General features: G+C 35.7%; 12 protein-coding genes. 7 read left to right on the top strand and 5 right to left on the bottom strand.

Annotated features, from left to right (window positions below):
- Window positions 1-181 precede the first annotated feature (181 nt).
- Window positions 182-703 (bottom strand): translation initiation factor IF-3, encoded by a 522-nt coding sequence (infC, locus tag AB8S09_RS03675; protein WP_294182115.1) that lies wholly within the window; start codon window positions 701-703, stop codon window positions 182-184.
- Between the two features lie 186 nt (window positions 704-889).
- On the opposite strand from infC, the gene AB8S09_RS03670 reads away from it, so the two are divergent.
- Window positions 890-2,743, top strand: coding sequence for an Nramp family divalent metal transporter (locus AB8S09_RS03670; RefSeq protein ID WP_369868504.1), 1,854 nt, complete (start codon window positions 890-892; stop codon window positions 2,741-2,743).
- Window positions 2,744-2,747: 4 nt separating this feature from the next.
- On the opposite strand, the gene AB8S09_RS03665 is transcribed toward AB8S09_RS03670, so the two are convergent.
- Complete coding sequence (locus tag AB8S09_RS03665) at window positions 2,748-4,112, bottom strand: Na+/H+ antiporter NhaC family protein (RefSeq protein WP_294182096.1); 1,365 nt, start codon at window positions 4,110-4,112, stop codon at window positions 2,748-2,750.
- Window positions 4,113-4,283: 171 nt separating this feature from the next.
- On the opposite strand from AB8S09_RS03665, the gene AB8S09_RS03660 reads away from it, so the two are divergent.
- Complete coding sequence (locus AB8S09_RS03660; protein WP_294182097.1) at window positions 4,284-4,688, top strand: YkvA family protein; 405 nt, start codon at window positions 4,284-4,286, stop codon at window positions 4,686-4,688.
- Window positions 4,689-4,773: 85 nt separating this feature from the next.
- Here the strand turns inward: AB8S09_RS03660 and AB8S09_RS03655 are convergent, their stop codons facing one another.
- Window positions 4,774-5,598 carry a purine-nucleoside phosphorylase gene (locus tag AB8S09_RS03655; RefSeq protein WP_294182098.1) on the bottom strand — a complete coding sequence of 275 codons (825 nt, stop codon included), beginning with the start codon at window positions 5,596-5,598 and terminating at the stop codon, window positions 4,774-4,776.
- A gap of 18 nt (window positions 5,599-5,616) precedes the next feature.
- Window positions 5,617-6,567: a homoserine O-acetyltransferase MetA gene (metA, locus tag AB8S09_RS03650; RefSeq protein WP_294182099.1), complete on the bottom strand. Its 951-nt coding sequence runs from the start codon at window positions 6,565-6,567 to the stop codon at window positions 5,617-5,619.
- Window positions 6,568-6,701: 134 nt separating this feature from the next.
- On the opposite strand from metA, the gene AB8S09_RS03645 reads away from it, so the two are divergent.
- The 5 genes from AB8S09_RS03645 to AB8S09_RS03625 all read left to right on the top strand — a co-directional run bounded on the left by AB8S09_RS03645 (window position 6,702) and on the right by AB8S09_RS03625 (window position 12,999).
- The gene (locus AB8S09_RS03645) at window positions 6,702-8,543 is read left to right on the top strand and encodes an ASKHA domain-containing protein (RefSeq protein ID WP_369868503.1); all 1,842 of its coding nucleotides are present in this window, start codon (window positions 6,702-6,704) and stop codon (window positions 8,541-8,543) included.
- Between the two features lie 101 nt (window positions 8,544-8,644).
- Window positions 8,645-10,048 (top strand): AmmeMemoRadiSam system protein A, encoded by a 1,404-nt coding sequence (gene amrA / locus AB8S09_RS03640; RefSeq protein ID WP_369868502.1) that lies wholly within the window; start codon window positions 8,645-8,647, stop codon window positions 10,046-10,048.
- A 21-nt stretch (window positions 10,049-10,069) separates the two neighbouring features.
- A complete protein-coding gene (amrS, locus tag AB8S09_RS03635; protein WP_294182102.1) occupies window positions 10,070-10,927 on the top strand; it encodes an AmmeMemoRadiSam system radical SAM enzyme in 858 nt (285 codons plus the stop codon).
- Between the two features lie 112 nt (window positions 10,928-11,039).
- Window positions 11,040-11,966 (top strand): CsxC family protein, encoded by a 927-nt coding sequence (locus AB8S09_RS03630; RefSeq protein ID WP_294182103.1) that lies wholly within the window; start codon window positions 11,040-11,042, stop codon window positions 11,964-11,966.
- Between the two features lie 115 nt (window positions 11,967-12,081).
- A complete protein-coding gene (locus AB8S09_RS03625; RefSeq protein ID WP_369868501.1) occupies window positions 12,082-12,999 on the top strand; it encodes a DUF7852 domain-containing protein in 918 nt (305 codons plus the stop codon).
- Between the two features lie 69 nt (window positions 13,000-13,068).
- On the opposite strand, the gene AB8S09_RS03620 is transcribed toward AB8S09_RS03625, so the two are convergent.
- On the bottom strand, window positions 13,069-13,471 hold a 403-nt coding region (locus tag AB8S09_RS03620), incomplete at its 5' end, for a DUF8189 domain-containing protein (protein WP_502064902.1).

Raw genomic sequence — 13,471 nt, 5'->3', positions numbered from 1 at the left:
CATTAGATATTGAATGTCATTAATATACGATAATGATATTCAATATCATTTATGTGTTAATTATAATACACAAATATGCTTTTGTAAATAGAAATGCTGAAGTTTCTGGGATATAAAAAAGAGTCCTGGATTTGTCCAAGACTCTTAAAATATTCCATATAATCTATATATTTAAAGGGCACTACTTCTTTTTAGGGGCCAAAATCATAAACATATTGTTTCCCTCCAATTTAGGTGCTTTTTCCATGGACGCGATTTCTCCTACTTTGCTTACAAATACATTCATTACATTTCTACCTAGATTGGTATAGTTATTTTGCCTCCCTCTGAATCTTATAGAAACCTTTACTTTATTGCCTTTATTCAAAAATTTTCTTGCATTATTGGCTTTGACTTCTATATCATTCATCTCAATAGTAGCACTTAACCTAATTTCCTTCATCTCCACAATTTTTTGATTTTTCCGAGCCATTTTTGTTTTCTTAGATTGTTCATAGAGAAATTTGCTGTAATTCATGATTTTACAAACAGGCGGCTTTGCCTTAGGTGAAACCATTACCAGGTCCATATCCTTTTCCCTGGCCATTTTCAAGGCTTCCTTGGTCTTTAAAATCATACTCCTATTCTCTCCCACCAATCTAATTTTATCTGCTCTAATCTGTTCATTTAAATTATTGTTTTTATTTTTATTAATAATATACACCTCCACAATTAAAATCATCTACATATTATTATATCCAAGGATTTCTTATTCTGCAACTGAAAAATACAGCTTCCATGAACTCTTGTCCGTATTTTATTAAATTTAACGGTGCAAAATATGATAAATGCTATTATAATAATACATGGTATATTTTAAAATTCACTCTTTATCTTAGGAGGCAAGTTCATGGAAGAAAACAATAATTTAATCAAAATTCCCAAGGGAAAAAGCTTTTATAAAAAACTAATGGCTTTCATAGGCCCTGCATATCTTGTAAGTGTGGGATACATGGATCCTGGCAACTGGGCCACAGATATTGCAGCCGGCAGTAAATTCGGCTATAAACTGATATGGGTAATACTTATATCCAATATAATGGCAATTTTTTTTCAGACACTGTGTGCAAGGCTCGGTATTGTAACCGGCAAGGATTTAGCTCAGGCATGCAGAAGTCATTATAACAAATTTGTAAATTACATACTCTGGATCCTATGTGAAATTGCAATTGTATCAACAGACATTGCAGAAGTCCTCGGTACGGCAATAGGTCTCAACCTTATATTCAAACTTCCCATTATATACGGTGTAATCATAACTGGATTTGACACATTGCTCCTCCTTTTTCTGGACAGATTCGGCATCAGAAAAATAGAAGCCTTTATCATAAGTCTAATTGCAATAATAGGTATAAGTTTTTTTATGGAAATCATAATATCAAAACCAGATTACCATGGAATAGTCCTAGGCTTTATACCAACTCTTCCAGGTAAAGATGCACTTTTTATAGCTATAGGAATAATAGGAGCTACAATAATGCCGCACAATCTCTATCTTCATTCTTCAATTGTGCAGACAAGAAATATAGAGAGGACGAAAAATGGCTTAAAGCAGGCTGTCAAATTCAACAACATAGATTCGCTGGTAGCATTAAATCTGGCTTTTCTCGTAAATGCAGCAATACTTATACTGGCTGCTTCAGTATTCCACAGAAGTGGCAACTACGGTGTAGACGATATTTTAAAAGCCCACAAACTATTGGAACCCGTCCTTGGAAGTACCTTGGCTCCCATCTTATTTGGAATTGCCCTGATTGCTGCCGGACAATCTTCAACCATAACGGGCACTTACGCAGGCCAAATAGTAATGGAAGGTTTCATCCATCTCAGAGTACAGCCCTGGGTAAGAAGGCTCATTACAAGAATACTTGCAATAATACCATCAATTTTAACCATATTGTATTTTGGTGATTCAGCCACAGGGGAGCTCCTCATAATAAGCCAGGTAATACTAAGTCTTCAACTGGCCTTTGCCTTAATTCCACTCATACATTTTGTCAGCAGCAGAAACCTGATGAAAGATTTTGTTATTTCCAAAAAATCACAGATAACAGCATGGTTCCTATCTGCCTTGATAATATACTTGAACATCAGGCTGGTTATCGAAGTATTTGCATCATGGCTATCAAAAAACAATTTAAAATACACAAAATATCTGTCTATGTCAATCTGTATACTGCTTGGAATATTACTTATTTATATAATACTGGAGCCAATAGTCAACAAATCAGAAAATAAAGCTGCAGTGGACATACACGGCAGTGTACTTTTCCCTGAAATAGAGAAAATAAGACCCTATAACAATATTGCATTAGCCCTCGACTTCAGTAAAAATGACAGAGATGTACTGTCCCAAACGGTAAATTTCTGCAATAAAGACTGCAATCTGATACTAATTCACATAGTTGAAAGCGTAGGTGCAAGCATTTATGGTGGAAAGGCAGATGATATTGAAAGCAAACAGGACAGTGAAAGACTCAACATGTATGCAAAAAAATTAAAAACACTCGGTTTTCAAAATGTCACTACAGAAATAGGGTACGGCAAGGCAGAAAAATCCATTGTTGAAATTGTTGCAAAACACCATGCCGATCTAATCATATTTGGCAGTCACGGGCACCATGGAATATCAGATCTGTTATTTGGCACAATAACAGACAAAATAAAGCACAAATTGTCCATTCCTATTTTAATTGCAAAGTAACCTGCTATTTTTTTAATTTCAATGAAGACAATTTTTCATAAAATATTCCCGAAAGCAAGGTAACTGCAGGCAATAGATAACATAAGAACGCGTAGGGAGAATATTTAACAGAAGACACACCTGTAAGAGCCAGAATAAACAGGGAATTTCCATTCCATGGTATAAGGGGGGCCATAATAATTCCGGTATCCGATATTGTCCTCGATAAAACAGAATTTGGAATTTTTAATTCTTCATATTTGTTTTTCAAGAGTTCACCGGGCATTATAACACCTACACTTTGATCACACAGTACAGTCAATATACCACTTATGAACCCAGTTCTTACAATAAGCCCCCCTTTTCCCCTAACATTGTGAATTATTTTATCCACTATCGGATTTATAAAGCCGGTGTTTTTAAATATACTGCCGAGAGCAATGGCCATAGTTATTATAAAAATTATACCAATTACAGATTCAATTCCTCCACCGGTTAATATTCTGTCTAGCTCTTGAGAGCCGGTATTTCCTCTATAACCCAAAAAGATATATTTAAAAGTTTCTATAATGGATATTTTTTGTAAAAGCACTGTTATGAACACTCCTGAAATCAATCCCAAAGAAATGGATTTAATCACTCCCATCCCCAAAAAACACATTATGAATATGGCAATCAACACCAGTAAAAGCAGTGGAGATACAAAAAAATTCCCCGAAATGGAGCTTTTAAAATTATTTAAGTTTCCACCAAATGCAGTAAAATTTCTTCCAATATAAAAATAAAGTGCAGCTGCAAATATATAGGCGGGGAAAAATGTCCTGGACATGGAAATTAGAGCTTCCCTGTAAGATACTTTTGTAATTGACAGTGTCAGATTCAACAGTGCCGAAATCGGGGAAAGCTTATCCGCTAAAAATGCTCCTGAAACAACTGCTCCAAGCAAAATATAATCCGGTCCATGAAATACTTTACACAATCCTATAAGTGCAATTCCGACAGTACTTATTGCCGCAATAGAAGATCCGATAAAGACTGAGACTATGGACGTAAATATAAAAGCTGCAAATATTAAATTCTTTCCTATAAAGCAATTAAACCCGTAAAACATCATAGTTGGTATAATCCCGGAAGAAAACCATACTGGAATAGTCATGCCCACCAAAATAATCAAAATAAACAACTCTTTACATTCAACAAGACTGTTTTTTACCATAATAAAAAGTTCTTTAAAAGTAAATCCGTCTCTTATAAACATCCACGATGAAAAAAACACGCTGATGGAAAGAGCGTAAAATAGATGGTTTCCTGCTATCACACAAATTACAATAGATGTAAAAGTCACGGTTAAAATCATTGCCCTGTTACCTTTATAAACCTTTTCACCCATCCTTGGCCATCCTTTTGATAGAATTTTTCTTCTATTGTAACATCGGCATATTTAAATTGCAAACATAAGCTGTTAAAATAATTCCAGCATTTTGTATATCATTCATAATTTTAAAGCATATGATCTACTATTACGAAATAATTGTCAAATAAATTAAGGAGTGAATAAAAAGTGTATAGTGACATGGACATCTTAAAGTTTTCGAATTTACAAAACTACCGCTATGATCTACATAAAATAGAAGAGAAACTAGAAGAATACAAAAAATATGCCATTACGGAAAAGGGCAAAAACATCATCCAAAACAATTTCAAAAATAAGATAGATACTGTAAATGAAAGCGGATTATTCATAGACGAATTAAAACAGATGTATGAAAAGTTCTGTAATGACACTTCCTCAAAAGAAATTCGCGCTTTACTTGGAAGTGGACTTTTATATTTTATACTTTCCACAGATATTACTCCAAATTATCTGTCCCCCTTCAAATACTTGGATGACATAATAGCCATAAAATTAGTGCTTCATCATATTGCAGAGGTAAATACCAAGGATCGGAAACTGCTCCAAAAATAACATGAACTCAACATATGTTTCAGCAATAATCTACGGCAAGAAAACAGCCGTCACCAAAACAACTGCAATTTGGTGGCGGTATATATTATAATGTCCTAATTATTCCTCTGATAAAATCCATGAACTTCCTGCCAATAGAAGCAGAGGTTTTTATAACCTCTTCATGATTGAGCTTGTTATCCAATATTCCTGCTGCCATATTAGTGATGCAGGATATCCCCAAAACTTTTATACCACTTTGATTAGCTGTAATTACCTCGGGAACTGTAGACATTCCCACTGCATCCCCTCCCAATATTCCCAGCATATTGACTTCAGCCGGAGTTTCATAGCTGGGACCTGTCATATAAACATATACTCCTTCCTGGAAAGAAATTCCCAGCTTTTGTGCTGACTTCCTAGCTATTTTCCTAAGTCCTATATCATAAGCCTCCGACATGTCCGGAAATCTGGGACCAAACTTTTTTAAATTTTCTCCTATGAGTGGATTCTGGCCCGATAGATTTATGTGATCCTTTATAATCATAAGATCTCCCCTGTTATAATTTTTGTTTATACCCCCTGAAGCATTGGTAACTATAAGGATCTTGACACCCATCATTTTCATAACTCTGATGGGAAAGACCACTTCTTTCATTGAATACCCTTCATAATAGTGGAACCTTCCCTGCATGGCAATTACAGTCCTGCCTTCAAGACTTCCAAGAACAAGGCGGTTTTTATGTCCCTTTACCGTAGAAACGGGAAAATGGGGTATGTCATCATACTTGCAAATTTCAGCGTTATCAATTTCATTGGCCATATCTCCCAACCCTGAACCCAGTATGATTCCTATTTCGGGATTTAATTTTACACTCGAACCTATATAATCTGCTGCCTCTCTTATATACTTATCTTCATTCAAATTCATAGTATAAACGGCTTCCTCCTAACCTATATAATTTCTATCTAATTTTTTTAGAGGTTCTATTTTCTCTAGATCATACGGAGTTTGCTGGTAAACATAATAATTAAGCCAGTTTGAAAACAGTAAATTAGAATGTCCCCTCCATCTCACCACCGGATCCCTTCTAGGGTCATCGCCTGGAAAATAATGTTTTGGGATCTTTACATCGCTTCCCTTGGCCTTGTCCCTCAAATATTCCGATTTTAAAGTAAGAGGATCATACTCGGAATGTCCCATGATAAAAATCTGTCTTCCATTCTTGGACATAACCAGATATATACCCGCTTCTCTTGATTCTGCGACTATAGTCAAATCATCCACTTTTTCGATGTCATCTCTTCTAACTTCAGTATACCTGGAATGGGGGGCAAAAAATTCATCGTCAAAACCTCTGACTAATTTAATATCCTTCTGAAGAACTTTGTGTTTAAAAACTCCAAACATCTTTTCCCCCAGATTATATTTTGGAATACCATAATGATAATACAGTCCTGCCTGTGCACCCCAGCATATATGTAAAGTGGAGTATACGTTGTGTATACTCCATTCCATTATGTCTTCAAGTTCTTCCCAATAGTTTACCTGTTCGAATTTCAGGCGTTCTACGGGAGCTCCCGTAATTATCAATCCATCGAACTTTTCATCTCTTACTTCGTCAAATGTTTTATAAAAGGTAGTTAAATATTCTTCAGAAGTATTTTTACATATATGGGTTTTGGGATGGAGTAATTCAATTTCAATTTGAAGTGCAGTATTCCCTATAAGTCTCAGCAGCTGCACTTCCGTAGTAATCTTAATTGGCATGAGATTTAAAATTGCAATTTTAAGAGGCCTTATATCCTGATGAAATGCTTCATTCTCTGGCATCACAAATATATTTTCCCTATTTAAAATTTCAGCAGCTGGTAAATCATCTCTTATTTTTATTGGCACATTATCACCCCTGGAATATAAATTTCATTAAGCCCTATTATAACACAGGACTTATTATTTATAAATTATATCTTTAATTTTAATACATAATAGTTTATTATTTTCATATAGCAAATAAAAAGAAGGTGTTATCTATGGACAACTATGAAATTACCTTTAAGCCTGCGAATTGTAAAGTCTATGCTTCCGAAGGAAGTACCCTCAAGGATGCAATTGTAAAATCAGGATTGGATTTTGATTTTCCCTGCGGCGGAATAGGCAAATGCGGAAAATGTGTCATAAAAGTTTTAGAACCTAAACTCAAGGTACTTAAAAAAGAGGTGGAACACTTCAGTGAGAATGAACTTTCAGAAGGACTGCACTTAGCTTGTCTTACAAAAATCCACAGCAATATGACTGTAGAATTAAATGTCAAAAAAAATGCAGATTATAATATACTGCAGTCTTCTCTTGAAAATGATTTCACCATATCCCCCCTTTTTCAAAAACTTTTTATACAACTTGACCCTCCTTCTCTAAAGCATCAGACATCTGATCTGAACCGCTTAAAGGAAAAACTTATTTTAAAAAATTCAAAATACAAAAATATAAAAATAGGGATATCAACTCTGCGTCAGATACCGGATATGATTCGCCGGGCCGATAATAAAATAACTGTAATAATGGATGAAAATGAAATTCTAGGAATAGAAAGTGGAGACACACATGATAAAATGCTCGGTATAGCTTTTGATATCGGTACCACCACTGTAGTTGGATACTTAATGGATCTTTATACCGGCAGGGAACTGGCTGTCTCCTCCTTACTTAATCCACAGGTCAAATTTGGCGCAGATGTAATTTCACGTACAGCTTATGCGAGTCAAAATGAAAATGGATTAAAGCTGCTTCAGACTACCATTTTAAATGCACTTAACAAATTAATAAACGAGCTTTGTAAAAAATCAAATGCAAAAAAAGATGACATATATATTTTAACTGTAGTTGGCAATACCTGCATGCATCACCTCTTCCTGGGTTTAACCCCCAAATATATAGCCACCGTACCTTTTGTACCCGTAATAAATGAAAGCATAAGATTAGATGCATCAGAATTGAAATTAAATATAAATCCTAATGGAAGAGTATTTGCCCTGCCCACCATTGCAGGATTCGTAGGGGCCGATACAGCAGCTGTAATTTTAGCTACAGATATTGACAAAAGCAAAGATATAAAATTAGCCGTTGACATAGGGACCAACGGCGAAATGGTACTAGGTTCTTCTAAAAAACTCGTGTCCTGCTCTGCTGCAGCAGGTCCTGCTTTTGAAGGAGCTCAAATAAGCAGTGGAATGAGAGGAGCAAATGGGGCTATAGATCACGTATATTTTAGAAGGGAATTGACCTATACAGTTATTGGTAATGAAAAACCACGGGGAATATGCGGCTCCGGACTTTTAGATATCATTGCAGGATTTGTAAAAGTTGGCCTTGTAAATAAAAGAGGTAAATTATTATCGCCGGACAAATTCACCAATCCCTCAGCAAAAAAATATAGCGATCGCATAATAAGTTACAATAATGCAAATGCCTTTTTAATAGTACCTGAATCTGAAACTTTCCACGGCAATCCCATACTTGTAACACAAAAAGACATAACTTCACTTCAGTTAGCCAAAGGAGCGATTTCAGCTGGTATTAAAATGCTCATAAAAAATCTTGGAATAAATTTAGACGACATTAAAGAAGTACTGCTGGCAGGAGCCTTTGGAAATTATATGGACCCTCACAGTGCCTGTGAAATAGGGCTTATTCCAAAAGAATTGGGATCTAAGATCAAACTTGTTGGAAATGCAGCAGGAAGCGGTGCAAAACTCGCCCTATTATCAGAAAGTGAATTTAAAAGGGCAAATAGAATTGCAAGTAAAGTCACCTATGTCGAACTGGGGGCACAGGAACATTTCAATTTAGAATTTGCCCGCGGGATGCAGTTTTAAAAAATCTCCCATATGTCTATAACTATTTATCAAAAAGTAGTAGTATTATTATAAAAACTCTATTAATTTAAATTAAGTCAATTATTCTGGAGGTGATTTTATTGAGTATAAATGGATTTTACTTGTCTCCGCATCCTCCTATAATAATTCCCGAAGTAGGCAAAGGCGAGGAGAACAAGATAGCCAATACAATAGACAGTTTAAAGAAAATATCAAGGGACATTGCGGACAAGTCGCCTGATACCATTATAGTAATTACCCCGCATGCCACCATGTTCAGGGATGCCCTTGCGCTTACCTTTTCCGACAGCGTGGATGGCAGTTTCAAAGATTTTGGAGCAGGCGATGTTTCCATGAAACTTCCAATAGACAGGGAACTTACAGATAAAATATACCAGGCCTCAATATCACAGAGAATTCCCGCCGTAATGGCTGACAGTTCACTGCTGTTAAGGTATCACAGATCCGTCGTTTTAGACCATGGGACAATGGTTCCACTTTATTTTGTAAATAAGAATTATACAAATTATAAACTTGTTCACATTACCTATGCACCATTAGACGATATAGAGCTCTACAAATTTGGCATGATAATAAGCAAATCTGTAGATGAACTAGGTAGAAACGCAGTATTTATTGCAAGCGGGGACCTGTCTCACAAACTCAAGGAAGAAGGACCTTATAGTTATAGTCCAAATGGTGAAAAATTCGACAGGGAATTTTTAAATGACCTCAAAAAAGGAAGCGTAGAGGACACTTTCAGTATAGATAAAAATATGATACAGGATGCTGGAGAATGTGCAAGACGTTCTGTGCTCATTCTTCTGGGAGCCCTTGACGGCAAAAAATTCAAAGGCAACCTTTTAAGTTACGAAGGTCCCTTCGGCGTAGGATACGGTGTCATGAAATTTGATGTTACTTCAAAGTATACTTCCAAACTTGAAATTTTAGAAAAAAGCAGGAAATACAGATATGAAGAAAAATTAGGCTCCATGGATCCATATGTACGTCTGGCCAGAGAAAACTTGACAAATTATTTAACCACTGGAAAACCCATATCCAAACTTCCCGATTATGTAACTTACGAGATGAAAAGCAGTAAAAGAGCCGTATTTGTATCATTAAAAAAATACGGGGAGTTAAGAGGCTGCATAGGTACTTTACTCCCTACCGCCGATTCAGTGGCGGAGGAAATCATAAGGAATTCAATAGAGGCGGGCATCAACGATCCAAGATTTATTCAGGTGGATAAGTCAGAGCTTATGGACATAAGTTTTTCCGTAGATGTACTTACAACACCCAAAATCTGCAGCAAGGAAGATCTGGATCCTAAAAAATACGGTGTTATTGTGGAAAGCAGAGGGAAAACCGGTGTCCTCCTGCCTGACTTAGAAGGCGTAGACACTGTAGATAAACAGCTGTCAATTGCCCTAAAGAAAGGAAACATAGATTCAAAGGAAAATTACACGATAGAAAGATTTGAAGTGGAAAGACATTTAGAATAATATAGTTGTAAGGTGATATTTATGAAAGTAGAAGCTAAATTCTATGAAAAATTAAACGGCAATAGGATCCACTGCTGTCTGTGTCCCCACAACTGCATCATAAATGAAAACAATTTTGGAAAATGCAAAGTGAGAACTAATGAAAATGGAAAACTATTTACCATAAACTATGGTGAAATAACTTCTATCGCTTTAGATCCCATAGAAAAAAAACCTCTATACTATTTTAAGCCCTCAACTTATATACTGTCCGCAGGAAGTTTCGGATGTAATTTTACCTGCAGTTTCTGCCAGAACTACAGTATTTCACAGTTCAGGGCAAGGAGTCAGTTTCTTTCACCAAAACAGCTAGTAGAGGCAATATTGACAGTAAAAAACAATATAGGTATTGCTTTCACCTATAATGAGCCCTCCATATGGTACGAATATGTATATGACTGTGCAAAACTTTTGAAGGAAACGGAACAATCATCTTCAGTAGTTCTCGTAACCAACGGTTATATAAATGAAGAGCCTCTAAAAAAACTCATTCCCTATGTAGACGCTATGAACATAGATCTAAAAGGTTTCAGCAGCAAATATTACAATGACATCTGTGGTGGAAGTTTAAATCCAGTTCTCAACACTATAAGGATCGCATCAAAAATCTGTCATGTGGAAATAACAAATTTACTGGTAACAGGTGAAAATGACAACATAGATGAAGTGGAATCCATAGCAAGATTTTTAAGCAGCATAGATAAAAATATTCCTCTCCACCTAACCAGATATTTTCCACAATATAAGGCAAGCAAACCTCCTACAGATATAAAGTTTATGCTGGAGGCACGGGAAACAGCTGAAAAATATCTAAATAGAGTGCGTTTGGGAAATATATAATATTCTCCTCCTTGTAACAAAAAATATGAATATGAATAATATATATTAGAATCCGATATAATCAAAATTACTAATCATATTTTCTTAGATAAAAAGGAGGATAACACTATCTATGAGTGATGTATATGAATCAAAATCAAGCCATGAAAATGAAATCTATGCAAAGAATACTTCCAGTAATTTAGCTTGCACCCAAGGCACAGACAGATCCTGCGCAATTGTCACAGCTAAGACTGAAGGTATGTGTGACCAATCACGTGTAAAACCAAATGTAATTCCCGATGGGGACACGTTTGTTAAAATCCCAGTTATATTGGCAGAAACAAATATAACAATTCCAGTTGAAGCTACCATCACATTAGATAAAGAAGCCATAGAAATAAAACGTATTAAAAAGAACGTATATTTGACCCAATGCCGTCTTATACCTTTCTCTCAGGATAAGAAATCCGATACCGGTATATTGTATATATCCGGCTTTGTGAGAAAAAATATTGAATACGCAACAGAAAAATGTGTAAGCAGTGACAAAAAAAATATATGCGGAGATATAAGACATTGTACAGTTAAGGTACCTTTTAATTGTACCACAAGAATTAAATTCATCAGAAAGCCTTCTTTCTGTAGCAACCCTAATTCACAGGAGCTGCAGTATTTTACAGATAATCTCAAAAGCTGTGATGTCTGTGCAGATCCTATAATTGGACGTAATCCCTGTGATCAGAACTTCACTACTACAGAAATATTCAATGAAAAACCTTTCTGTGAATTAGTAAAGTCATGTATCACTGAAGTCGATATTCACAAATGTCCGATTCCAGTAAACGGTAAACTCTATGAAAGCCCTATGGAACAGGAGTTCCGTACATTCACTGAAAAAATAGTGATAGATTTGACATTGAAGGTTCTGCAAAAACAACAAGTGAGAATTGATTCACTGGGAGATTCTGAAAGATATTGTGAAGATTCATCTCAAAAATATGATACTTCTGATTCCAAATATACTCCGTGTGAACCAGTTGACCCGCATCATAATTAAAGGGAAACTAGTAAATTAGACGATTGATATACAGAGGATCCAAAGCTTGCTTAAAATAAGTTTTGGATCTATTTTTTGAAATATAGTTTACATTATTTTAAAAAGGAGGATAGTTATGGATATAAAATACCCCTCAATCACATCTGTCGGGAGTCACGGCAAAAAACATCACCATAGAAAACATAATAAAGACAGACACAGCAGTCATAGACACAGAAGAAAGCATAATAAGAGAGATGACAGCGAAAAAAATCATTATAAAAAATTTCTGATATTTGAAAATGGCAAGATTCTGGAATATGCAGAAAATGTCCTCCCCCGAAATAAAAAAACAGACCTGTCAGGGAAAGACAATTTTAAAAAGGACACTAATCTAAACATAAAAGATGTTGATTTTGAAGATATTACACCTGAAAATTGTAAGGTAACCGTCAATTCGGAAACCCTGCCCCTATGTGAAAACATTCCACACATTTCCAAAGTCACTGCAGCTCCGGTAACCATAAAGGTCCCGGTAGTAATAGCAGAATGTAAAGTGACAATTTCACTTCAATCTTCTCTCAAACTGCAGGATAATATATTGGAAATCAAAGATATAGGGAAAGATGTATACTTAAACAAGTTTAAGTTTACCCCGGATTTTGAAAATCATAAATACAGCACAGGAATAGCATTCATAGATGGATTTGTTAAAAAAAATATTGAATATATTTCAGGAAACTCAACCCAAAAAGAAACTTTAAGATATGCTTCTGTCAGAATACCTTTTAAATGCGCTACTAGAATTAAATTCAAAACTCCTCCCAGATTTAAGCCAGCTTCTTCTCAAAATAAAGCAAAGACAGCTCAAAATCCTCCAGAGCAGAATTTCAAGATGACTCAATTCCTCAATGAAAAAGTATTCTGCGAATTGATAAATTCAGAAATCACTGAAACTGACGCTATTCAAGATTCTCACAAAATTACCGAAAAAGTAGTATTGCTTTTAACAATAAAACTGCTTCAAAATCAAGATGTGGAAATTTCACCGTGAAATAAATATTATTAAAGCAGTAGAATTCAAGTGTCAAACAATAACAATTTGACACTTGAATTCTAAATTTTAGTTTCTGTATATATGCCACATTCCATTATTTCTCCCTCTGGCAAATACATCCGTCCTGTTTGGCCCCCAAGACACTGCCGTCGGTTTGGAAGTTATATTTCCACCTAAGCTTTGCCAATCACTCCACCTGGATCCGTTCCAGGATCTCGTGATCAATTGATTGTTAGAACCTCTTGCAAAAACTTCAAGTCTATTTGCCATTCTGGATGAAACAGCAGGACCAGAAGTCAGCCTCCCGCCAAGATCTTCCCATGAACTCCAGCGGGATCCATTCCACCACAGATGATATAATCGATTATTCTGACCTCTTGCAAACACGTCGATTCTGTTGTTCCCCCAGGAAACTGCCGCAGGCGCCGAAGTAAGATTTCCACCAAGGCTTTCCCAGTCACTCCACCTG

It is taken from the genome of Clostridium lapidicellarium (genome assembly GCF_041224415.1).
Taxonomy (GTDB): Bacteria; Bacillota; Clostridia; order Clostridiales; family Clostridiaceae; genus Clostridium_B; species Clostridium_B lapidicellarium.
This window is presented reverse-complemented; position numbering and strand designations above follow the sequence as displayed.

Bases quoted from the DNA above. Each gene is read 5' to 3' on its own strand.
- AB8S09_RS03630 (WP_294182103.1), top strand. From the start codon at position 11,040: ATGAGTGATGTATATGAATCAAAATCAAGCCATGAAAATGAAATCTAT.
- AB8S09_RS03645 (WP_369868503.1), top strand. From the start codon at position 6,702: ATGGACAACTATGAAATTACCTTTAAGCCTGCGAATTGTAAAGTCTAT.
- AB8S09_RS03670 (WP_369868504.1), top strand. From the start codon at position 890: ATGGAAGAAAACAATAATTTAATCAAAATTCCCAAGGGAAAAAGCTTT.
- AB8S09_RS03665 (WP_294182096.1), bottom strand. From the start codon at position 4,112: ATGGGTGAAAAGGTTTATAAAGGTAACAGGGCAATGATTTTAACCGTG.
- AB8S09_RS03625 (WP_369868501.1), top strand. From the start codon at position 12,082: ATGGATATAAAATACCCCTCAATCACATCTGTCGGGAGTCACGGCAAA.
- amrS (WP_294182102.1), top strand. From the start codon at position 10,070: ATGAAAGTAGAAGCTAAATTCTATGAAAAATTAAACGGCAATAGGATC.
- AB8S09_RS03655 (WP_294182098.1), bottom strand. From the start codon at position 5,598: ATGAATTTGAATGAAGATAAGTATATAAGAGAGGCAGCAGATTATATA.